Source organism: Neisseria sp. P0008.S004, from assembly GCF_051962755.1.
Taxonomy (GTDB): domain Bacteria; phylum Pseudomonadota; class Gammaproteobacteria; order Burkholderiales; family Neisseriaceae; genus Neisseria; species Neisseria subflava_A.
The window spans coordinates 46,512-69,252 of record NZ_JBQCUZ010000009.1 but is presented as its reverse complement, the minus strand read 5'-3'; the positions used below and the strand labels follow the sequence as shown (position 1 = coordinate 69,252).

21 protein-coding genes are annotated in these 22,741 nt (G+C 47.5%); 10 read left to right on the top strand and 11 right to left on the bottom strand.

The window, feature by feature from the left end; translation table 11 throughout:
- Positions 1-150 precede the first annotated feature (150 nt).
- Positions 151-1,017, bottom strand: a complete 867-nt coding sequence (gene rsgA, locus ACTHSW_RS09890; RefSeq protein ID WP_107811095.1) for a ribosome small subunit-dependent GTPase A — start codon at positions 1,015-1,017, stop codon at positions 151-153.
- A gap of 151 nt (positions 1,018-1,168) precedes the next feature.
- Between rsgA and ACTHSW_RS09885 the strand changes: the two genes are divergently transcribed.
- The 5 genes from ACTHSW_RS09885 to ACTHSW_RS09865 all read left to right on the top strand — a co-directional run bounded on the left by ACTHSW_RS09885 (position 1,169) and on the right by ACTHSW_RS09865 (position 6,015).
- Positions 1,169-1,786: a tellurite resistance TerB family protein gene (locus ACTHSW_RS09885; protein WP_036492402.1), complete on the top strand. Its 618-nt coding sequence runs from the start codon at positions 1,169-1,171 to the stop codon at positions 1,784-1,786.
- 99 nt (positions 1,787-1,885) lie between these two features.
- Entirely contained in the window at positions 1,886-2,806 is a 921-nt protein-coding gene (locus ACTHSW_RS09880) for a patatin-like phospholipase family protein (protein ID WP_070624876.1), read from the top strand.
- A gap of 108 nt (positions 2,807-2,914) precedes the next feature.
- A complete protein-coding gene (locus ACTHSW_RS09875; RefSeq protein ID WP_070461521.1) occupies positions 2,915-4,771 on the top strand; it encodes a ribonuclease catalytic domain-containing protein in 1,857 nt (618 codons plus the stop codon).
- A 136-nt stretch (positions 4,772-4,907) separates the two neighbouring features.
- Entirely contained in the window at positions 4,908-5,135 is a 228-nt protein-coding gene (locus ACTHSW_RS09870; protein ID WP_003681131.1) for an exodeoxyribonuclease VII small subunit, read from the top strand.
- The gene (locus ACTHSW_RS09865; protein WP_070461522.1) at positions 5,119-6,015 is read left to right on the top strand and encodes a polyprenyl synthetase family protein; all 897 of its coding nucleotides are present in this window, start codon (positions 5,119-5,121) and stop codon (positions 6,013-6,015) included. Before ACTHSW_RS09870 ends, ACTHSW_RS09865 begins: the two co-directional genes overlap by 17 nt.
- A gap of 158 nt (positions 6,016-6,173) precedes the next feature.
- Here the strand turns inward: ACTHSW_RS09865 and ftsY are convergent, their stop codons facing one another.
- Complete coding sequence (gene ftsY, locus ACTHSW_RS09860; protein ID WP_004519177.1) at positions 6,174-7,706, bottom strand: signal recognition particle-docking protein FtsY; 1,533 nt, start codon at positions 7,704-7,706, stop codon at positions 6,174-6,176.
- A gap of 145 nt (positions 7,707-7,851) precedes the next feature.
- Here ftsY and msrAB point away from each other — a divergent pair, with 145 nt between their 5' ends.
- Entirely contained in the window at positions 7,852-9,420 is a 1,569-nt protein-coding gene (msrAB, locus tag ACTHSW_RS09855) for a bifunctional peptide-methionine (S)-S-oxide reductase MsrA/peptide-methionine (R)-S-oxide reductase MsrB (RefSeq protein WP_039861899.1), read from the top strand.
- 622 nt (positions 9,421-10,042) lie between these two features.
- Here the strand turns inward: msrAB and purB are convergent.
- Complete coding sequence (gene purB / locus ACTHSW_RS09850) at positions 10,043-11,413, bottom strand: adenylosuccinate lyase (RefSeq protein WP_004519181.1); 1,371 nt, start codon at positions 11,411-11,413, stop codon at positions 10,043-10,045.
- A gap of 210 nt (positions 11,414-11,623) precedes the next feature.
- Here purB and ACTHSW_RS09845 point away from each other — a divergent pair, with 210 nt between their 5' ends.
- Entirely contained in the window at positions 11,624-12,064 is a 441-nt protein-coding gene (locus ACTHSW_RS09845) for a surface-adhesin E family protein (RefSeq protein ID WP_004519182.1), read from the top strand.
- 333 nt (positions 12,065-12,397) lie between these two features.
- Here the strand turns inward: ACTHSW_RS09845 and ACTHSW_RS09840 are convergent, their stop codons facing one another.
- Together ACTHSW_RS09840 and purD are read right to left on the bottom strand one after the other, a co-directional pair.
- Positions 12,398-12,967: an L-threonylcarbamoyladenylate synthase gene (locus ACTHSW_RS09840; protein ID WP_070461562.1), complete on the bottom strand. Its 570-nt coding sequence runs from the start codon at positions 12,965-12,967 to the stop codon at positions 12,398-12,400.
- A 72-nt stretch (positions 12,968-13,039) separates the two neighbouring features.
- Positions 13,040-14,311 carry a phosphoribosylamine--glycine ligase gene (gene purD / locus ACTHSW_RS09835; RefSeq protein WP_070461523.1) on the bottom strand — a complete coding sequence of 424 codons (1,272 nt, stop codon included), beginning with the start codon at positions 14,309-14,311 and terminating at the stop codon, positions 13,040-13,042.
- Between the two features lie 139 nt (positions 14,312-14,450).
- Between purD and ACTHSW_RS09830 the strand changes: the two genes are divergently transcribed.
- Entirely contained in the window at positions 14,451-14,762 is a 312-nt protein-coding gene (locus ACTHSW_RS09830) for a DUF4298 domain-containing protein (RefSeq protein ID WP_003747758.1), read from the top strand.
- A 54-nt stretch (positions 14,763-14,816) separates the two neighbouring features.
- Here ACTHSW_RS09830 and ACTHSW_RS09825 read toward each other — a convergent pair whose 3' ends face one another.
- The 5 genes from ACTHSW_RS09825 to ACTHSW_RS09805 all read right to left on the bottom strand — a co-directional run bounded on the left by ACTHSW_RS09825 (position 14,817) and on the right by ACTHSW_RS09805 (position 19,017).
- On the bottom strand, positions 14,817-15,428 hold the full coding sequence (locus tag ACTHSW_RS09825) for an IMPACT family protein (protein ID WP_070461524.1): 612 nt from the start codon (positions 15,426-15,428) through the stop codon (positions 14,817-14,819).
- Between the two features lie 61 nt (positions 15,429-15,489).
- Positions 15,490-16,422 carry an electron transfer flavoprotein subunit alpha/FixB family protein gene (locus ACTHSW_RS09820; RefSeq protein ID WP_070461525.1) on the bottom strand — a complete coding sequence of 311 codons (933 nt, stop codon included), beginning with the start codon at positions 16,420-16,422 and terminating at the stop codon, positions 15,490-15,492.
- A gap of 10 nt (positions 16,423-16,432) precedes the next feature.
- Positions 16,433-17,182 carry an electron transfer flavoprotein subunit beta/FixA family protein gene (locus ACTHSW_RS09815; protein WP_003686610.1) on the bottom strand — a complete coding sequence of 250 codons (750 nt, stop codon included), beginning with the start codon at positions 17,180-17,182 and terminating at the stop codon, positions 16,433-16,435.
- Positions 17,183-17,366: 184 nt separating this feature from the next.
- Positions 17,367-18,335 carry a lipopolysaccharide heptosyltransferase I gene (gene waaC / locus ACTHSW_RS09810; protein ID WP_070461526.1) on the bottom strand — a complete coding sequence of 323 codons (969 nt, stop codon included), beginning with the start codon at positions 18,333-18,335 and terminating at the stop codon, positions 17,367-17,369.
- A gap of 46 nt (positions 18,336-18,381) precedes the next feature.
- Positions 18,382-19,017: a nicotinamidase gene (locus ACTHSW_RS09805; RefSeq protein WP_004519191.1), complete on the bottom strand. Its 636-nt coding sequence runs from the start codon at positions 19,015-19,017 to the stop codon at positions 18,382-18,384.
- Positions 19,018-19,186: 169 nt separating this feature from the next.
- Here ACTHSW_RS09805 and tsaA point away from each other — a divergent pair, with 169 nt between their 5' ends.
- Positions 19,187-19,861 (top strand): tRNA (N6-threonylcarbamoyladenosine(37)-N6)-methyltransferase TrmO, encoded by a 675-nt coding sequence (gene tsaA, locus ACTHSW_RS09800; protein ID WP_004519192.1) that lies wholly within the window; start codon positions 19,187-19,189, stop codon positions 19,859-19,861.
- Positions 19,862-19,956: 95 nt separating this feature from the next.
- On the opposite strand, the gene gap is transcribed toward tsaA, so the two are convergent.
- On the bottom strand, positions 19,957-20,961 hold the full coding sequence (gene gap, locus ACTHSW_RS09795) for a type I glyceraldehyde-3-phosphate dehydrogenase (protein ID WP_049335677.1): 1,005 nt from the start codon (positions 20,959-20,961) through the stop codon (positions 19,957-19,959).
- A gap of 652 nt (positions 20,962-21,613) precedes the next feature.
- On the opposite strand from gap, the gene lpxC reads away from it, so the two are divergent.
- Positions 21,614-22,528, top strand: coding sequence for a UDP-3-O-acyl-N-acetylglucosamine deacetylase (lpxC, locus tag ACTHSW_RS09790; protein ID WP_070461527.1), 915 nt, complete (start codon positions 21,614-21,616; stop codon positions 22,526-22,528).
- The last annotated feature ends 213 nt before the right edge of the window (positions 22,529-22,741 follow it).

Sequence of the window (22,741 nt, the reverse complement as noted above, 5' to 3'; positions counted from 1 at the left end):
CGATCTATCAACCATCTGAGGGTGGTATCAGATTGATGGGGTGAAGGTGCCCCATCAACCATTAAATCCGTATACCCCTTTAAAAAAAGGCCGTCTGAAAGTTTCAGACGGCCTTTTTATTTATCCAAACGCTTAGTTTCCGTTCAATCTTTATCTCAATAATTCGTCGGTAACGCGTTGCAGAAATTCGATGCGCTCGGGTTTGGCTTCGCCTGATTCGGCAGCGGCTTTGACGGCGCAGCCGGGTTCAGCGCGGTGGGTGCAGTTGTGGAAACGGCACTGGCCGATAAGGTGGCGCAGGTCGGGGAAGTATTGTAATAAATCGGCAGCTTGGAGATGGTGCAGGCCGAATTCTTGCAGGCCGGGGGAATCGATGAGTCGGGTTTCTGCGTCTAAATCGTACAGTTGGGCGTGGGTGGTGGTGTGTTTGCCGGAATCGAGCGCGGTGGAAATGTCGCCGGTTCGGGCGGCTTGGTTGCCGAGTAGGGAGTTGGTCAGGGTGGACTTGCCCATGCCGCTTTGTCCGAGCAGGATGTTGGTTTGCCCTTCTAAAATGGGACGCAGGATGTCGGCGTTTTCCAATGCGTTGGTTTCGACCACGGGGTAGCCGAGGGTTTCGTAGAATTTGAGTTTCTCGCGCCATTGGGCGGTTTTGGGGAGGTCGGCTTTATTGAGGACGATGACGGCGTTAATGCCGGCCGCTTCGGCTGCGAGGAGGGCGCGTTGTAACAGGGCTTCGCTGGGTGAGGGGCTGGCGGCGGTTACGATGAGCAGTTGGGTAACGTTGGCGGCAATCAGTTTGGTTTTCCATGCGTCTTGGCGGTAGAGCAGGCTTTCGCGCGGGAGGTAGTCTTCAATCACGACTTGTTCGCCGTTGATGGGGCTGATGCGGACTTGGTCGCCACAGGCGAAATCGACGCGTTTTTTGCGGGTGGTGGCGTCATATATTTGGCCGTCGGGGGTGCGGACAATATAGCGGCGGCCATAGCTGGTAATAATTTGGGCGGTATCGGTCATGATGGAGTTTATTGTTTGGAATGGTGTGATTGTACCGAAAGTCGGCTATGGCCGTCTGAAAACTTGTTTGCACCTTTTAACTTTCTTTGGCTTGGTTTTTGGGTGTTTCTACTCTATATTTGCAATGTATTGGTTTTCAGGAGATTTTTTTATGGATTTCAGTCAGTTGCTCAATCAGGTTTTGGGTGCGGCTCAAAAAGGCGGCAAAGCGGTGGCGGACAGCCCGCTCAATTCTTTCGGCGGTGGCGCGCTGACGGGTGCTTTGGCATCGATGCTGTTGAAAAAGAAAAACGCAAAGAAGCTGGTCAAGGCCGGCTCGGTTGCCGCTTTGGGTTTTCTGGCTTATAAAGGCTATCAAAACTGGAAACAAAACCGCCAGCAGGACGAATTGCCGCAAAGTGCGTTCCAACCTGCCGGCCTGATTGGTGAAAACCACAGCCGTGTGATTTTGCAAACGATGATTGCGGCGGCGGCTTCAGACGGCCTGATTGACGATGCGGAACGCGCGGCCATTGAGCGTGAAAGCGGCAGCGATGCGGAAACGGCGGCATGGTTGCAGGCGGAATATGCGCAACCGGCCTCCATCGAGCAAATTGCCGCTTCGGTCGGCAATGACGAGGCTTTGGCAGCCGAAACTTATCTGGCGGCCCGATTGGTCTGCGCGGACTTGTCGCGCAAGGAAATTGTGTTCCTGAGCCGTTTGTCCCAAGCTTTGAATTTGGACGACCAACTGGTCGAGAGTTTGGAAAAACAGCTCGAATTGGCTTGAGCTGGATTTAAAAGGCCGTCTGAAACTTGATTTCAGACGGCCTTTCGACTTAATTTCAGAGTAAAATAACCCCTTCGACATATTAAAGGCTGTCTGAACATGAATAAACTTTTTTCCACATTCAAAACGTTTTTAGCCGCTTCGTCCGTCTTGGTATTGGCTGCCTGTCCGAGCGGCAACGCGCCGCAATCCAAACCTTCTACGCAGGGTCAAAATACGGTTTCGCATACTGCACCCAAACCGAAAGCCACGGTTGCGCTGGCTTTGGGCGGCGGCGCGTCCAAAGGCTTTGCCCATATCGGGATTATTAAGGTTTTGAAAGAAAACAATATTCCGGTCAAAATCGTTACTGGTACATCTGCCGGCTCGATTGTCGGCAGTATGTACGCTTCGGGAATGTCGCCCGACCGCCTCGAATTGGAAGCGGAAATTTTGGGTAAAACCGATTTGGTGGATTTGACCTTGTCCACCAGCGGCTTCATCAAAGGCGAAAAACTGCAAAACTACATCAACCGCAAAGTCGGCAACCGCCCGATGCAGCAGTTCCCCATCAAATTTGCCGCCGTTGCGACCGATTTTGAAAGCGGCAAACCGGTGGTATTCAACGTAGGCAATGCCGGACAGGCCGTCCGCGCTTCTGCTTCGATTCCGAACGTGTTCCAACCTGTCGTTATCGGCAGTCGCAAATATGTGGACGGCGGCCTGTCGCAGCCCGTACCAGTCAGCGCGGCGAAAAAACTGGGGGCAAACTTCATCATTGCCGTCGATATTTCCGCCCGTCCGGCCAAAAATGTCAGCCAAGGTATGTTCTCCTATCTTGACCAAACCTTCAACGTGATGAGCCAAACCGCCTTACACCAAGAATTGGGCCAAGCCAATGTGGTCATCAAACCGCAGGTTTTGGAGCTGGGCTCGATTGGCGGTTTCGACCAAAAACAACGCGCCATCCAATTGGGCGAACAAGCCGCACGCGCCGCCCTGCCTGAAATCAAACGCAAACTGGCGGCATATCAGTATTAATCATCCGCCGTTTGAACAGGCCGTCTGAAAGTATGTTTTTCAGACGGCCTTTCTTGTGCAAATCTGCTAAAATCACGCGTTTCCTACAAATCATAAAATCCTAAAAAAATGAATATCTTTTACGAAGAGTCCGGCCAATTCAAAGTTGCCTCCATCGTCCAAAAAAACGACGCCACCTACCAAGTCGATACCCAACACGGCAAACGCACCAAAGTGAAGGCAAATAATGTCTTTGCCGAGTTTGACGGCGATATGGCGGCGTTTTTAGAGAACGCGCAGGCGCAGGCGGCGGACATCGATACCGATTTATTGTGGGAAGTATGCGGCGAAGAGGAATTTACCGCTGAGGCGATTGCCGAAGAATATTTCGGCCATGCACCGACCAAAACCGAGCTGGCGGCAACTTTGATTGCGCTGTACGCCGCGCCGATGTATTTCTATAAAAAAGCCAAAGGCGTGTTCAAAGCCGCGCCTGAAGAAACTTTGAAACAAGCGCTTGCCGCCATCGAACGCAAAAAACAGCAAGACGCGCAAATCGACGCTTGGGCGGAAGCCTTGAAACGCGGCGAGATGCCGTCTGAAATCGCGGCAGATTTGAAAACCATCCTGCACGCGCCCGACAAGCAGTCGCTGACTTACAAAGCCTTTACCAAAGCCGCCGACGCGCTGAAAATCTCTGCCTACGAACTGGCGAAAAAGACAGGCGGCATTACGTCCATTCCCCAATACCTGCAAGACGGGTTTGAAATCAAATACTTCCCCAAAGGAACAGGCTTCCCCGACCTTCCGCTTCCTGAAATGCCCGACTTGCCCAAAGCCGACGTTACCGCCTTTTCCATTGACGACGAATCGACTACCGAAGTGGACGATGCTTTGAGCCTGACCGACTTGGGCAATGGCATGAAACGCGTCGGCATCCACATTGCCGCGCCGTCGCTTGCCATTAAACAAGGCGACAAAATGGAAAAAAACATCATGGAACGCTTAAGCACGGTTTATTTCCCCGGCGGCAAAATCACCATGCTGCCCGAAAACTGGATTGCCGCGTTCAGCCTTGATGCGGGCGCGTACCGCCCTGCCGTCAGCATTTATTTTGATGTGGACGGCGAGTTCAACGTCGGCGCGCCAACCTGCAAAATCGAAGCCGTCAACATCGCCGAAAACCTGCGCATTCAAGCCATCGAACCGCATTTCAACGCCGAAACCGGCTTGGACGAAGCCGGCGAAATGATGTTTGCCCACCATCAAGACCTGATTTGGTTCTATCAATTCGCCATCGCCCTGCAAAAAGCGCGCGGCAAATACGAGCCCGACCGCGCGCCGCAATACGATTACAGCATCGAATTGGATGAGGAAGGCAACGTATCCGTCGTCCGCCGCGAACGCGGTTCGCCCATCGATACGCTGGTCAGCGAGATGATGATTCTTGCCAACAGCACTTGGGCGCAAATGCTGGACGAAAACGAGCTGCCCGGCCTTTTCCGCGTCCAACCGGCAGGCAAAGTGCGCATGAGCACCAAATCCGAGCCGCACATCGGCATGGGCGTGCAGCATTATGGCTGGTTTACCTCGCCGCTGCGCCGCGCCGCCGACTACATCAACCAAAAGCAGCTGATCAGCCTGATCGACGACTCTGCCGAGCCACTGTATCAAAACAGCGATGCCGAGCTTTTCGCCGCGCTGCGCGACTTCGATGCCGCCTATACAGCCTACGCCGACTTCCAACGCCAAATGGAAGCCTACTGGAGCCTTGTCTATCTGCAACAGCAAGGCACGAGCGAGCTGACGGCCACCATCCTCAAAGAAGACCTCGTCCGCATTGAAGGCCTGCCGCTGGTAACGCGCGCGACCGGTATCCCGTTTGACGCGCTGCCCAAATCACAGGCATTGTTCAAAATCACCGAATTGGATGCCGAGAAGCAGTTTATCGCGCTCAACTATCAAAAAGCCGTTTTACCGGGCTGATAACGTTATTCCGTTTGAAAAAAGGCCGTCTGAACGAAGAAACAGAAATCTTTGATTTCGTTTTCATCCCCTGTTCAGACGGCCTTCATCATCTAAAAATGCTACAATTCCCCTTTTCTGCCCATCATTTCAAACCATGAAAAAAAACGCCCCCCAATCCTTTGAAGAAGCCTTATCCCGCCTCGAAACCCTGACTCAAGCCATGCAAAGCAGCGAAATGCCGCTGGAAGACGCTTTGGCCGCCTATCAGGAAGGCAACGAATTGGTCAGATACTGCCAAACCAAATTGGCGGAAGTCGAGCAGAAACTGCAAGTCTTGGATGCCGGCGAACTGAAGGAGTTGAACCTTGAACCCGGCGAATGAACTCAAAACATGGCAACAAAAAGCCCAAGCGCAAACCGAATTGCTGCTGGCGCATTTCTTGCCGTCTGAAAGCCAAGTGCCGCATACGCTGCACGAAGCCATGCGTTACGTTACCCTCGGCGGCGGCAAACGGCTGCGCCCGCTCTTGGTGCTTGCCGCGTCCGAATTGGGCGAAGCAAACCAAAACGCCGTCGAGCAGGCCATGGCAGCCATCGAAATGGTGCACGTCTATTCGTTGGTTCACGACGATATGCCGGCGATGGACAACGACAGCCTGCGCCGCGGCAAACCGACCTGCCATGTGCAATACGATGAAGCAACCGCCCTTTTGGTCGGCGATGCGCTGCAAACCCAAGCCTTTGATGTATTGAGCCGTCCGACAGGCCTGCCTGCCGAACGCCAGCTTGCCATGTTGTCCACACTGGCTCAGGCATCCGGCAGCCTCGGTATGGCGGGCGGACAAGCCATCGACCTTGCCAATGTCGGCAAAGCCATGAATCAGGCCGAATTGGAACAGATGCACAGCCTCAAAACTGGTGCGCTCATCCGCGCGGCCGTGGCCTTAGGCGCACTTTCCTGTCCGGACTTAACACCGGCGCAAATCCAAACCTTAGACCACTACGCCGCCAAATTGGGCCTGGCTTTCCAAGTGATCGACGATGTATTGGACTGCGAAGCCGATACCGCCACCTTGGGCAAAACCGCCGGCAAAGACTCGGACAACGACAAACCGACCTACGTCAAACTGATGGGCCTTCAGGCCGCGCGTACTTACGCAGAAACGCTGATTGCAGAAGCCGTTGCCCTGATCGAGCCATTCGGCGACAAAGCCCTGCGCCTGCGCCAACTGGCCGAGTTTGTTACCGCACGGAAAAACTAAACCCGTAAATAAATAAAGGCCGTCTGAAACCTGATTTTAGGTTTCAGACGGCCTTTTTAACAGCCTGTTTGGCTTTTGTACCAACCGAATGCGAAGCCTTTCAAAATACGGCTCAGAAATCCCCCGCAAACTGCGTTTACAAACCTCAACCTGTCTGTTTAATCCAATAGGGCATCCACGAACGCTTTGGCATTAAACGGACGCAAATCGTCGATGCCTTCGCCTACGCCGATGTAGCGGACAGGAACAGGGCGGTCGGAGGCAAGGGCGGCAAGGATACCGCCTTTGGCCGTACCGTCTAGCTTGGTGACGATAAGTCCGGTCAGACCCAGCGCTTCGTCGAAGGCTTTCACTTGGTTGACGGCGTTTTGACCGATGTTGGCATCCAAAACAACGATGATTTCATGTGGCGCATCCGGCATGGCTTTTTGCAACACGCGTTTCACTTTTTTGATTTCTTCCATCAAATGAAGCTGCGTAGGCAAACGGCCGGCAGTATCAGCCAGCACGATGTCGATCCCGCGCGCTTTCGCGGCTTGGACGGCATCGAAGCAAACGGCTGCGGAATCGCCTGTGGTTTGCGAAATCACGGTTACATTGTTGCGCTCGCCCCAAGCTTGAAGCTGCTCACGCGCAGCGGCACGGAAAGTATCGCCTGCCGCCAGCAACACAGATTTACCCTGCGCTTGGAAGTATTTGGCGAGTTTGCCGATAGACGTGGTTTTACCCGCGCCGTTGATACCGGCAAGCATAATCACGAAAGGCTCCCTGGTTTCCGGCAAGACCAAAGGTTTCTCCAGAGGCTTAATCAAGTCGTACAGCGCATCTTTCAGCGCACCGCGCAATTCGTTGCCGTCTTTGAGGCCTTTGAGGCTGACACGGTCGCGCACGTCTTTCATCAAGTATTCGGTGGCTTCCATGCCCATATCGCTGGTAATCAGCACGGTTTCCAGCTCTTCGTACAAGTCCTCGTCGATCTGTCCGCCGCCGAACACGCCGGCCAACGATTTTGCCATTTTGTCGCGTGATTTGGTCAAGCCTTGTTTCAAACGCGCAGCCCAACTGAGCTTGTGTTCTTCTGCCGGAGCAGGGGCTTCAACCGGTATTTCCACAACGGCTTCTTGAACTTGCTCGACAGTCTCGCTAACTGCCTCAACAGCTTCTTCTTTGACTGCTTCAGCTTGTTCCGCTACTTCTTCAGCAACCTCGGCCGCTTCAGACGGCATCTCGGCAACGGTTTCCTTTACCTGCTCAACAACCTCGCTGACGGTTTCAACAGCTTCTTCTCTGACTGCCTCAGCCTGTTCTGCCACTTCTTCAGCAGCCTCGACCGCTTCAGACGGCATCTCGGCAACGGTTTCTTTTACCTGTTCAACAGTCTCGCTGGCGGTTTCAACAGCCGCTTCTTTTGCCGCTTCAACGTGTTCTTCTACTTTTTCAACTGTTTCAGACGGCGTTTCGGTCAAAGTTTCCCGAACCTGCTCGACGGTTTCGCTGATAGTTTCAACAGCCGATTCGACAACTGATTCAACATGCCCTTTGACGCTTTCTGCTAAAGATTCGGCATCTTCTTTAATATTTTCAACTACTTGAGCAACTTCAGATTCTATTTTTGCTGCGGTTTCCTGAACTTGAGCCTCCTCGGGAGCCGGAGTTTCCTGTTTTTTCTTGCGACGGAAGAAGCTGAACATTAAATTTTCCTTTTAATTTTAGAAACTTGAAATAGGGAGTATTGTAGCGTATTTTACGTGGCAAGGTCGTCTGAAAATCAAGGTTGTCAGGTTTTGGCATTTCCAACGTCTAATAAGATAAACCATCCATACAGGAAACATAGAGATGAATCCCCGCACATTATTTTCACTTTGCACCAAGTTCGGCTGCCTGCTTGCGCTTGGCGCCTGCTCATCCAAAATGATGGATACCGAAGCCGCAACCGTACCGCAGGCATTGTCCTCATTAAAAACCCCTGACAACCGCCCTGCCAGTGTTTTCCTAAAAAAAGACAAACCCACCCTGATTAAATTTTGGGCAAGTTGGTGTCCTTTGTGTTTGTCCGAATTGGGACAAACCGAAAAATGGGCGCAAGATATAAAATTCGGTTCTGCCAACCTGATTACCGTTGCCTCGCCCGGTTTTCTACACGAGAAAAAAGACGGCGACTTTCAAAAATGGTATTCCGGTTTGAACTATCCTAAGCTGCCCGTCGTTACCGACAACGGCGGCACCATCGCCCAAAGCCTGAATATCAGTGTTTACCCTTCTTGGGCATTAATCGGCAAAGACGGCGACGTGCAGCGCATCGTCAAAGGCAGCATCAACGAAGCGCAGGCATTGGCTTTAATCCGCGACCCGAATGCCGATATAGGCCGTCTGAAAAACACATTTTACAAACCCGACACACAGAAAAAGGATTCAGCAATCATGAATACGCGCACCATCTACCTCGCCGGCGGCTGCTTCTGGGGCTTGGAAGCCTATTTCCAACGCATAGACGGCGTGGTTGACGCAGTATCCGGCTACGCTAACGGCAAAACGGAAAACCCAAGCTACGAAGACGTGTCCTACCGCGATACAGGCCATGCCGAAACCGTTAAAGTCACCTATGATGCCGACAAACTCAGCCTAGACGATATCCTGCAATATTTCTTCCGCGTCGTTGATCCAACCAGCCTCAACAAACAAGGCAACGACACCGGCACGCAATACCGCAGCGGCGTGTACTACACCGACCCCGCCGAAAAAGCCGTCATCGCCGCCGCACTCAAACGCGAGCAGCAAAAATACAAACTTCCCCTCGTCGTCGAAAACGAGCCGCTAAAAAACTTCTACGACGCCGAGGAATACCATCAGGACTACCTGATTAAAAACCCCAACGGCTACTGCCACATCGACATCCGCAAAGCCGACGAACCGCTGCCGAGCAAAACCAAAGCCGTCCCTCAAGGCAAAGGCTTTGACGCGGCAACGTATAAAAAACCCAGCGCTGCTGAACTCAAACGCATTCTGACCGAAGAGCAATACCAGGTTACCCAAAACAGCGAGACCGAATACGCCTTCAGCCACGAATACGACCACTTGTTCAAACCCGGCATTTATGTGGACATCGTCAGCGGCGAACCCCTGTTCAGCTCTGCCGACAAATTTGATTCCGGCTGCGGCTGGCCGAGTTTTACCCATCCAATTAATGCCTCCGCCGTTACCGAACACGACGATTTCAGCTATAACATGCGCCGCACCGAAGTGCGCAGCCACGCCGCCGACTCACACTTGGGACACGTCTTCCCCGACGGCCCGAAAGACAAAGGCGGCCTGCGCTATTGCATCAACGGCGCAAGTTTGAAATTCATTCCTTTGGAAGAAATGGACGCAGCCGGCTACGGTGCATTGAAAGACAAAGTGAAATAACGGATTGAATCGAAAAAGGCCGTCTGAAAAAGATTTCAGACGGCCTTAAATTTATAATTTATTTGGTCATGTCATAAAATGATGCAACAGAAAGTATTAAATACATTACTGATATCAAAATATATTTAATTTTTTTATCTCTAATTTCTTTCCATAAATGCAAGCATATAGGAAGCATCGTAAACACTAGAACCGCAATATTAAAACATAAAAGAAAGAGATATCCTTTAGAACTTTCTTTCCAAAAGGGTATAAAAAAACTTGTACATATCGAAAATCCAATTAGAAAAGAGACAATACTATTTAAAACATCAATAATTCTTGCCTCTATTTGAATAGAAACAAGATACGGAAAATTACATAATTGTAGAAACCTAAGAAAATGAAGATATGCCAATAATACATATATTGGAGTCAAACCCATAAAAGTATCAAATATATTTTTAAAAGGAATTTTTCCATGAAAATGTAATATACTGACTAACAAGCCGATTGGTAACCATATAATCAAATTTTCCTTACTTGGAAAATATTTAAACATCTAAAACTTTCTTCATTATTTTCATACTATATATTTAATTCAAAAAAAGCCATTTGAAGATTCAAATGGCTTTTTTATAAATCAAATTCGTTTTGCCAACTCTTCGGCCTTACCCACATACAACGCAGGGGTCAGCTCAAGCAATTTGGCTTTGGCTTCTGCCGGAATTTCCAACGATTCGATAAAGAGTTTCAACACTTCAGGCGTAATGCCGTCTTTACCGCGTGTCAGGTCTTTCAGCTTCTCGTAAGGATTGGCTACGCCGTAACGACGCATTACGGTTTGAATCGGCTCGGCCAGCAGCTCCCAAGTAGCGTCCAAATCGGCAGCAAGGGCGGCAGGATTCGGCTCAAGCTTGTTCAGACCGCGCAGATGGGCGGCAAAGCCCAATATGGTATAGCCCACGCCTACGCCCATATTGCGCAATACGGTGCTGTCGGTCAGGTCGCGCTGCCAACGGGAAATCGGCAGTTTTTCAGACAAAAAGCCCAATACGGCATTGGCCATACCGAGGTTGCCTTCGGAGTTTTCAAAGTCAATCGGATTGACTTTGTGCGGCATGGTGGAAGAACCGACTTCGCCTGCTTTAACTTTTTGTTTGAAGTAACCCAAAGAAATATAGCCCCAAACATCGCGGTTGAAGTCGATCAGAATCGTGTTGACACGGCTGATGGCTTGGAAGAATTCCGCCATATAGTCATGCGGCTCGATTTGAATGGTGTAGGGGTTGAAGGTCAGGCCGAGGCTGATTTCAACGAAGTTGCGGCAATGGGTTTCCCAATCCACATCGGGATAAGCGACCATATGGGCATTGTAGTTGCCGACTGCGCCGTTGATTTTGCCGAGGAACTCTTGCGCTTGCAGGTTTTTGAACTGGCGTTGCAGGCGGTACACGACATTGGCGATTTCTTTACCCAATGTGCTTGGTGTCGCAGGCTGGCCATGCGTGCGGCTCATCATAGGGACGGCAGCCAACTCATGCGCCATGCCGGTCAGTTTTTTGATGATTTCGGCCAGTTTCGGCAGCAAAACAGTCTCACGCGCTTCTTGCAGCATTAAAGCGTGGGACAGGTTATTGATGTCTTCGCTGGTGCAGGCAAAGTGGATGAACTCGCTGGCAGCAGCCACTTCAGGCACGCCGGAGAAGCGTTCTTTAAGCCAATATTCGATGGCTTTGACATCATGATTGGTGGTCGCCTCAATAGCTTTGACGGCGGCAGCATCTTCAAGCGAGAAGTTTTCGATCACTTTGTCGATTTCGGCAAGCGTAAAATCGCTGAAAGCAGGAACTTCTACAATCTTAGGTTCGGCGGCAAGGACTTTGAGCCAGTTTAATTCAACTTTGACACGCGCACGCATCAGGCCGTATTCGGAGAAAATCGGACGCAATGCTTCAACGGATTTGGCGTAGCGGCCATCTAATGGGGAAAGTGCAGCGATAGGGTTAATCATGTCGGATCTTCCTATGGGATGAAAACCAAATTGTTTGCAATTATACATGATTTTACACTCCAAGGCCGTCTGAAAGACAGGTTTCAGACGGCCTTTTCAGCGTATTTTTCATAAAATTCTTTTCAGAGGTTCAACTTTGCAAAATCGATTTACGATATATGCCATCTTCACGGATAATATCGGCTGACTTTCTGTAAATAATGAGGTTTTATGAATATCAAACGTTTTTCCCTAGCTGCAACCGTATTTGCGGCTTTGATGTTGAGTGCCTGTGAAACAACCACCACATCGAGCGGCGGCGGCAGCTGGACCAACATCGGCACCATCTCTGAAGGCAATATCAAAGTGGCTATTGATAGAAGCAGCATTAAAAGAAATGGCGCACTGGTTACTTTCCGCGATAAAAAAACCGTTTCCAAACTGAAAGAGGAACGTTTCGTCAACACGCCGGCCTATAAAACAGCCATCGGCAGCTGGGAAATTCATTGCTCAAACAAAACCTATCGCCTGGCAGCGCTGCAACTGATGGACGAACACGGCCGGGTAATTTCCAACCAAAGCTATACTCCGACCAGCATCCGCCCAATGAGCGTCATGAGCGGTACGATTACTGAAAAACAATACGAAACTGTGTGCGGACATAAGCTTTAATCCACACTTATTCACAAAGTTATCCACAGTTTAAATATTTAAAAGGCCGTCTGAATGCTTTGAATATCAAGTTTCAGACGGCATTTTTATGTTTTTATGGAAATTTATCTTCAAATTTATCCACAAAATTTGTTTATTCAAAAATAATTTATTAAAGCGATTCATTTACGCTCAAAATTTGCTTCATTCTTTCACAAAATACTGCTTTATCCTCTAGACTGCTATGCATCAAACTGGATCTGCGCTAAATGCTTTTCACACAGGTATTCCAATCTTTTGGAAAAAATTTGCTTCTCCAAATAAATACCTTTCCTTTGAAAATACAATTCTTCTTTAACGCAGCCTTGCCCCTGTTTCTCCGTCAATAATCTGGCTGGGCGTTTTCTGCTTACCTATCAATCCGCCTACAACCCAGACTTTCCTGCCAAACTGTCTTCTGACTTCCCTTTCCGTTTTGCATGCCCGTTTTCCTGCACGATTGCATGAAGTAGAGACTAAAGGCATTTCCAAAACCTGACACAAACGCCTTGCACCTACATGCGCAGGAACTCTGACAGCCAATTTACTGCGTCCTTTTCCACGCAATGATGGCAATACTTTTTTGCCGACCGGCAATAAAAAAGTTTTCGGAGCAGGCCATGCTTCATGCAGCATAGTTTGGATATTTTCAGACGGCCTTTGCAGCAAAGGTTGCAACTGTTCCAAGCTATGGCCAATGACAATCATGCCTTTGTGTTGCGGTCGTTTTTTCAGATGAATCAGTTGATTGAGTGCTTTAGGCAAAGTAGGGACACAGCCCAAGCCATAGCAAGACTCGGTAGGATAGGCGACCAAACCGCCTTTTTTAAGATGCGCCTGCAGCCTGCATTGGGCTGCAGCCGATAAAATTCTGGGAAACATCATCATCATACCAAGGCCGTCTGAAACTGAGATTGTCGGACAATCTGTGTTCAGACGGCCTATTTCTATTCATTATTAACGGTTGATGGCTTTATCGGCAATGTCTTTACGGTATTGCATACCGTCAAAACGGATTGTTTCCAATGCCTCATAAGCCTTGCTTTTAGCTTGGGCAACATCATCGCCCAAACCGACTACACACAATACACGGCCGCCGTTGGTTACAACTTCTCCTTTTTCATTCGTTGCAGTACCGGCATGGAAAACTTTACCGATTTGATTGGCCTTATCCAAGCCGAAGATCACATCGCCTTTTTTCGGGGAGTCAGGATAATTTTGTGCGGCCAACACCACGCCTACTGCAGTTTGCGGATTCCATTTGGCAGCAACACTATCCAGTTTGCCGTCGATTGCCGCTTCAACCAAGTCCACCAAATCGCTATCCAAACGGCTCATAATCGGCTGGGTTTCAGGGTCGCCGAAACGGCAGTTGAATTCAATGGTATAAGGCGCACCGGTTTTATCAATCATCAAGCCCGCGTATAAAAAGCCGGTAAACTCATGACCTTCTGCTTTCATACCTGCCACGGTCGGCAAAATAATTTCATTCATCGCGCGCTCGTACACATCAGGCGTTACCACCGGAGCAGGGCTGTATGCGCCCATACCGCCGGTATTAGGGCCTTTGTCGTCATCCAACAGGCGTTTATGGTCTTGACTGGTTGCCATCGGCAAAACATGATTGCCGTCCACCATAACGATAAAGCTTGCTTCCTCGCCTTGCAGGAAATCTTCAATCACGACACGCGCGCCTGCATTGCCCATTTTGTTGCCCAACAACATATCGTCAATAGCGGCATGGGCTTCATCCAAAGTCATGGCGACAATCACGCCTTTACCGGCAGCCAAACCATCCGCCTTAATAACAATTGGCGCACCTTTTTGATTGACGTAATCATGTGCCGCATCGGCATTTTCAAAGGTTTGGTATTGCGCGGTTGGAATGTTATATTTTGCCATAAACGCTTTAGCAAAATCCTTTGAGCTCTCCAGCTGGGCCGCGTATTGAGTCGGGCCAAAAATCTTCAATCCGGCAGCACGGAAGTCATTCACCACACCCGCAGCCAAAGGCGCTTCAGGGCCGACTACGGTAAAGGCAATATTTTCATTACGGCAAAAATCAATCAAATCTTGATGTGCCGTCAACGCCACATTCTGCAGTTTAGGCTCAATTGCCGTTCCGGCATTACCAGGTGCAACAAAGACAATTTCTACTTTAGCCGACTGCGCCAATTTCCAAGCCAGTGCGTGTTCACGTCCACCATTACCAATAACGAGCAATTTCATACCATCTCCTTGAAGAATAGATGTTGTAAATAAAATTCAATCGATGGAATATTGTTCCATCTTGCATAGCTGTTTCAAATTAAGAATAATATTGCACCAAGACAACCATACTCTAATTTCAAACAACGAAAGGAAAATCATGCAAAAACGTATTGACGAAATTCAAAGCAAATACCGCGAATGGTGCGAATTACTGCCGCAACTGGAAGCAGATATCGCCCGTTGGAAACATGCTGCAAGCCTCATGCAAGACATGGATGACTTCTATACCAACGAATACCAAGCATGCCATCAAGCCATTGAAGAAGGGGCAGATGTTGATTTGCGAACACAGGGCGAATACAGCATTATGAGCGAAGATGCCCTATGGAACGCACTAGGGGAATTTCATCAACTGGCTTGGGAACACCTGCGCTCAAGTGTAAATGCTTTAGACAGATACCAAGGCTAAAACTTCAAAGGCCGTCTGAAACTTTTGATTTCTCAAATATGTTCAGACGACCTTTTATTCAAACGGCTTTTCAGTATCTATTTCAATTTGGCGCGTATTTTTCCAAGCAGCAATACAAGCTTCATAATCGGCCAACGCTATTTTCACTGTCAACTTACAATCCAGCTGCAAATCCTGTTCCACAATATCGACCTGATATTGTTTGGCAATCCGTATAGCCTCATTCAAAACAGGATATTCACATTTCAACCAAACTGTCTTTTCGACATTCTTTTCAACAACTTCAGCTATCGCCAATGCCTGAGTCGTTGATTCCTTATAAGCATGAATCAAACCGGGAACGCCCAATAGCGTACCGCCAAAATAACGCACAACCACAACCAACACATCCGTTACGCCGACAGAATCAATCTGTCCCAGAATAGGGCGGCCTGCGCTTCCGGACGGTTCTCCATCATCGTTTGCGCGAAACTGCATTCCATCCACACCCAATCGATAGGCATAGCACCAATGTCGTGCCTTGTGATGTTCTTCCTTTAATGGGTCTAAATACTTCTTCACATCGGCCAAAGTGCGAATCGGATAGGCGTATGCAATGAAGCGGCTGCCTTTATCTTTAAATTCAGCCTGTGTCGGTGTGGTAATGGTTTTATAGGTCGTAATCATGCCAAAATATTTTCAGACGGCCTTTGTTGTAAAAGGCCGTCTGAACGTTTCACGTGAAACATTAGTTTTTCAGTGCTTCAGTTAGTTGAGGCACAACTTCAAACAAATCACCAACCAAGCCGTAATCTGCCACATTGAAAATCGGAGCGTCAGCATCTTTGTTGATGGCAACAATTACTTTACTGTCCTGCATACCGGCAACGTGTTGGATAGCACCGGAAATACCGATAGCAAAGTACAGTTGCGGCGCAACCACTTTACCGGTTTGTCCGACTTGGGCATCGTTTGGCGCATACTCGGCATCCACTGCTGCACGGGATGCACCAATCGCCGCACCCAAAACATCAGCCAAAGGAGTCAATACTTCATTGAATTTTTCAGCGCTGCCCAACGCACGGCCACCGGAAACAATCACTTTTGCCTGAGTCAATTCAGGGCGGTCAGACTGGGAAAGTTGACGGTTTACGAAACGGCTCAGGTTTTGAGCAGGCGTTGCCTCAACATTGACCACTTCTGCATTACCGCCTTGTCCGGCAGCATCAAATGCGGTTGCACGGAAAGTCAGCACCAGTTTTTCAGAATTGGATTGAACGGTTTCAAATGCATTACCGGCATAAATCGGACGGACAAATGTCGAGTTATCCACAACTTCAGTTAAGTCCGAAACTTGTGGCACATCCAACAGGGCAGCGACCCGGGGCAGAAGATTTTTACCAAACGCAGTTGCAGTCGCAGCCACATAGCGGTAATCCGCAGCCAATTTAACAACCAAAGGCGATAATTCTTCTGCCAAGCCTTCAGCGTAATAGGGCGCATCGGCTACCAAAACTTTCGCCACGCCTGCAACCTGTTTTGCCTCTTCAACCACCGCAGCAGCATTGCTGCCGGCAACCAATAAATCTACATTACCCAATTTGGCGGCAGCCGTTACCGCATGCAAAGTGGCAGGATTCAAATGTTGGTTATTATGTTCTGCAATAATCAATACGCTCATTTCATACTCCTTAGATCACTTTGGCTTCGTTTTTCAGCTTTTCAACCAACTCGGCAACATCAGCCACTTTCACACCAGCTTGACGTGCTTTAGGTTCGGCAAATTTCACGGTATTCAAACGCGGAGAAATATCCACAGCCAAATCGGCAGGACTTAATTTTTCCAAAGGTTTTTTCTTTGCCGCCATGATATTAGGAAGTTTGACAAAGCGTGGTTCGTTCAAACGCAAATCTGCACTAATGACCGCAGGCAGCTTCAATGCAACAGTCTCTTCGCCGCCGTCAATTTCACGGGTTACCAATGCTTCTTCGCCTTCAATTTGCACTTTTGATGCAAAAGTACCTTGAGCCGCATTCAACAACGCAGCCAGCATTTGGGCAACTTGGTTGGCGTCATCGTCAATTGCCTGTTTGCCCAGCAATAAAATTTGCGGATTTTCTTTATCCGCAACAGCTTTCAGCAATTTTGCAACGGCCAAAGGCTCCAACTTCGCATCAGTCTCAACATGAACCGCACGGTCGGCACCCATCGCCAAAGCAGTACGCAACGTCTCTTCGCATTTTTTCTCGCCAAGAGAAACAGCAACAATCTCGCTTACTTTTCCGGCTTCTTTCAAACGGACAGCTTCTTCTACCGCGATTTCATCAAACGGGTTCATCGACATTTTGACATTACCGATATCCACATCGGAACCATCGGCTTTCACACGAACTTTGACGTTATAGTCCACTACGCGCTTTACTGCGACCAGTGCTTTCATTCAATTCTCCTAAAAAGAATGTCCATCAAATCTAGCATACTGCTTTTGATACATTCTTTATATAAAATCCAATTCGGTTTTCACCAACATGATAAAACCAAATTTGTATAAATCTTGGTAAATAGAGCGGAATTATATCATTTCTAAAGCATTTACTCAGAAAATAAATCCAACTCCCCTGCAATTATTTACCATATGCTGCAACACAATCCATCAAGGTTTGATAAACCTCGTCAACATTGGGAATTTGAGCAATACCGCCTAAATTTTTTGCATAAGCCGAAACTTGAACGCCGGTCTTGGCCGGATCTGTATCTGTATAAATTCCTACAACAGGCTTTTCCAGTGCATTGGCAAGATGCAGTAGTCCGGTATCTACGCCAATAATACCCTCTGCGTTTTTCAATAAAAATGCAGCCTGTAATAAATTCATTTTGTCGCAAACCGAAGCAGACGGTAAATCGCTTGCAATCTGTTCGGCACGCATTTTTTCGGTTTCATTTCCCCACGGCAAATATACATTGCATTGTTGTTCTTCATTCAACTTTTTCAATAATGCACGCCAGTGTTCTACCGGCCATAATTTACTGTCTCGACTGGTTGCATGCAAAGCAACGTAATAAGGGGATTGCAAATTTTTCAGACGGCCTGATTCAGGAACCGACAAACCAAATACCTGCGTTTCAGGCATTGTATAACCAAATACTTGGGCGAATAATTCACGGTTTCGCCAGACCGCATTTTTGCCTTTCGGCACGGCAAATGTTTTACTGTATGCAAAGGCAGCCAAACTTTCACGCGTGCTGTGTTTATCTAAACCGTAAATAGGGGATTTCGCCATTTTGGCAAAGCATGCGCTTTTAATCAGTCCTTGACTATCTAAAACAAAATCAAAAGATTCAACCTGTAAATCTGTTTTCAGACGGCCTATTTCACGCCAAGTTTCAGCCTGAAAAAGCTGTTTGCGCCATTGCCGCCATTTCATTACATGAACCTTTTTGACAAAAGGATGCAAGCGGACAATATCTGCAAACCCTGCCTCACACAGCCAATGGAGCTCTACCTCAGGACATTGTCGCGCCAAATCTTCAACTGCGGGTAACGTGTGAATTAAATCGCCCATACTGGACAAGCGGACAAGTAAAATCTTCATATTTTGAAAAATGTTTCACGTGAAACAACAGAATTTTAAATATACTTTATTGATTATTAATGTATTTTTTTATTTCTTCGGCGTTTTCTAAAATAATAGCTCCGGCAGAACGCATTTCCCGCCATGCAGATTCAACCGTTTCCGGAGCAATGCCACGGCAAGCCGCCTGATTGACGATGACTTTCCAAGCCCCGCCTTTAAGCAACTGTAAAACTGTCGTTTTCACACAATAATCCGTTGCCAAACCGCCGACAATGACTGTATCTGCATTTTGACAGCGCAACCATTCGATCAAACCTGTACTGAGCTTTTCTTCAATATCGTGAAAACATGCGCCGTAAGGATGTAACTCAGGATCGACGCCTTTCCAAACGCAATAATTGTATTCTTTGGCTGAAGGCAGGCCATCCAACAAATCATAGCCATATGTTCCAACCATCGCATGCGATACCCAAGTCAAATCCGCATCGGGTAAACCCGTCGGTTTCAACATATCAACAGGATTATCCACAAGCCATTTTGCCGCGGCATGATGCGCATCTTTCGTCATTACGCGTAAATCCGCCAATGCAGCTTGAGCATTGAGTTCATCCGCAATCAGATGACCTTCGGCAACGGGCAATTCTTTCGGGCACAAAGGCGTAAACGTTTTTTGTGCATCTACATCGATGGAAACAATCATGGATTAATATAACCTATTGATTTTATTTATATAATTTGAATTGAGCATTTATTACCAATGTACGGACATTTGGAATAAATGCTTTGTATTATAACAAATTACTACCGCAAAATGTGGGAAAACATCTGTGATATGATGACAGTTTGCACAGAATTTTTATCCATAAATTATGTCCTATTCGATTACGCCTATTGCAACCGTTCATTCCCCCTACAAACAAAAATTCGGCATTGCCCGCCAACCCGGTTTGGTTCCTGCGGCAGAAATTTGCATTGAATTCAATCCTGAATTTACCACAGACAGCGTTCGGGGCTTGGAAGATTTCGACTACGTGTGGATAAGTTTTATTTTCCACGGCGTATTGGATGAAGGTTGGGCGCAAATGGTGCGTCCGCCACGGCTTGGAGGCAAACAAAAAATGGGCGTATTTGCCACGCGCAGCCCGCACCGCCCCAATCATCTCGGTTTATCCCTGCTGAAACTCGAACGCATCGAAACAGGCAAACCTGTCCGCATCTATTGCAGCGGCGCAGACCTATTAGACGGTACTCCGGTAGTGGATATCAAACCCTACATCCCGTTTGTCGAATCCAAACCTGACGCATCATCAGGCTTTGTCAGCGGCAAACCTGAAGAATTGAACGTTGTCTGGGCAGAAAGTACGCTTGCAGAACATTTATCCACAGAAGAAAAACATCTCATTGAGCAAAGCATCGCCCAAGATCCTCGCCCTGCCTATCAAGATATTCCCGAACGGGTTTATGTAATGAATATTGCGGATTATGAAGTGCAGTTTAGGATAGAAAACAAATGTGCCACAGTGATTAAACTATCCACAATCTGATTGCAAATTGAATCTATCTACACACAAAAGGCCGTCTGAAATGTTCAGACGGCCTTTTAATTATCCACAGACTGATTGATTCAGCCCGTTATTTTTTAGATTTTGCTGGCAAAAAATTCCAAGGTACGAACCAATTGGCAAGTGTAAGACATTTCATTGTCGTACCAAGCAACGGTTTTTACCAATTGTTTGTCGCCAACTGTCATCACGCGGGTTTGAGTCGCATCGAAAAGTGAGCCGTATTCGATACCGATGACGTCGGAAGAAACAATTTGATCTTCAGTGTAGCCTAAAGCATCGTTGGCGGCAGCTTTCATGGCTGCATTGATTTCTTCTTTGGTAACAGGGCGTTCGAGAACAGAAACCAGTTCAGTCAAAGAGCCGGTGGCTACAGGAACGCGTTGGGCAGAACCATCAAGTTTGCCGTTCAATTCAGGGATAACCAAGCCGATGGCTTTAGCGGCACCGGTGCTGTTCGGTACGATATTCAAGGCAGCGGCACGGGCGCGGCGGAAGTCGCCTTTGCGGTGTGGCGCGTCAAGGGTGTTTTGGTCGCCGGTATAAGCGTGGATAGTGGTCATCAGGCCTTCAACAATACCGAATTCTTTTTGCAATACCGCAGCCATAGGGGCCAGACAGTTAGTCGTACAAGAAGCGGCGGAGATAACGGTTTCGCTGCCGTCCAAAATATCTTGGTTTACGCCGTATACGACAGTTTTCACATCATTGCCGCCAGGAGCCGAAATTACAACTTTGCGCGCACCGGCACGGATATGGGCTTCCGCTTTGGTTTTATTGGTAAAGAAACCAGTACATTCGAGGACAACGTCCACACCCAGCTCGCCCCAAGGCAATTCTTCAGGATTAGGATTGGCAAATACTTTGATTTCTTTGCCGTTCACAACAATCGCATCATCTTTCAATTCGGCAGAGCCTTCAAAGCGGCCTTGAGTACTGTCGTATTTAAAGAGGTGCAGCAGCATATCGGCAGGAGTCAAGTCGTTAACAGCAACGACTTCGATACCTTGGGCTTTTTCAATTTGACGTAATGCCAGACGACCGATACGGCCAAAACCATTAATCGCTACTTTAATACTCATTTTGCTACTCCTAATTAGATGGAATGGGAAAAATTTTTCAGTAAGGCCATTGTATCCTGAAATAAAATTACTTTCTAGGATTAAAGATAATTACTTTTAAGTTGTTTGATTTAAATAAAGAAAACATGAAATTCTTGTTTGTAGGAAAATATCAGGTAAATCGAATCAGTCCTTAATTTTGATATTTTATTTCATAAAAACCTTTTTCCAATCTTAAAAGTTTCATAAGTTTATGGAAATCATAAACTTAGTTCTATTTCCTCCGTATTTTGCCATTTTTGTGTTGATAATTCAGTGTTTTCTTCAAATTATAATATTTTAATTTTTAAAATGATGATTTTGATGAAGAACCAAACCATCTGTGGATAACGGAATAACTTTCTTTAAAACCAATTTGATAGTCGCTTTTTATCTTTGAGGCCAACCCCAACTGAATGCCGGAATAAAAAAGGATAGAATCTTAGTTCTTCTATTTTTCTGTGGATAAAACCCAAATTACCCACTTCAATTTCACATGCTATTGTGGATAATTAAAATTTTGAAATTCACACCCGCAAAACATCCATATTGGCAAATACTATTAAAAATGATGGCTTGTTTTTTCCTTTTTAACGTATCATTTGCCCATCAGACTTTTTAAAAGGAAGCAATTATGCTGCAACGGACTTTAGCCAAATCAGTAAGCGTTACCGGCGTTGGCCTGCATTCGGGCGAAAGGGTCGCTCTGACTTTGCATCCTGCCGAAGAAAACAGCGGTATTTCGTTCCGCCGTACCGATTTAAGTGGGGAAATGGGCGAAATAATCAAATTGAATCCTTATTTGATCAACGATACCCGCCTCTCTTCAACCATCGTTACCGATAAAGGCGTACGCATCGGCACGATTGAACACATTATGTCGGCTCTGTCTGCCTATGGCATCGACAATGCCTTGATTGAATTGAACGCGCCTGAAATTCCGATTATGGACGGCTCCAGCCTGCCGTTTATTTACCTATTACAAGATGCAGGCGTTGTCGATCAAAAAGCCCAAAAACGTTTTCTAAAAATCCTCAAACCCGTTGAAATCAAAGAAACCGGAAAATGGGTGCGCTTTACGCCTTATGACGGCTTTAAAGTTACTTTAACCATCGAATTTGATCATCCCGTATTCAACCGAAGCGCACCTACTTTCGAGATTGATTTTGCAGGAAAATCCTATATCGATGAGATTGCCCGTGCCCGTACCTTCGGCTTTATGCACGAAGTGGAAATGATGCGCGCCCACAATCTCGGACTGGGCGGCAATTTGAACAACGCCATCGTGATTGACGACATGGATGTTTTGAATCCGGAAGGTTTGCGCTATCCCGATGAATTTGTCCGCCACAAAATCCTTGATGCGATTGGCGATTTATACATTGTCGGCCATCCGATTATCGGCGCATTTGAAGGTTACAAATCAGGCCATGCCATCAATAATGCGCTGTTGCGTGCCGTTTTGGCAGATGAAACCGCTTACGAATGGGTTGAGTTTGCCGATGACGAAGATTTGCCCACCGCTTTTCACGAGTTGCCGGCAGCCTGATAGAAAATAGATAAAGCAGTCCAATGAAAAGGCCGTCTGAACCTTTCAGACGGCCTAAATCATGTCATTTTCCACAAGTAATTATCCACATATTCATCCTTTTTATCTTATTGAAAAATAAAAACATTAAAATTTAGCGTTATTCTTATACACATCTTATCCATATTTTTTCCTAAACTAAAAGGCCGTCTGAACAACTAGGTTTCAGACGGC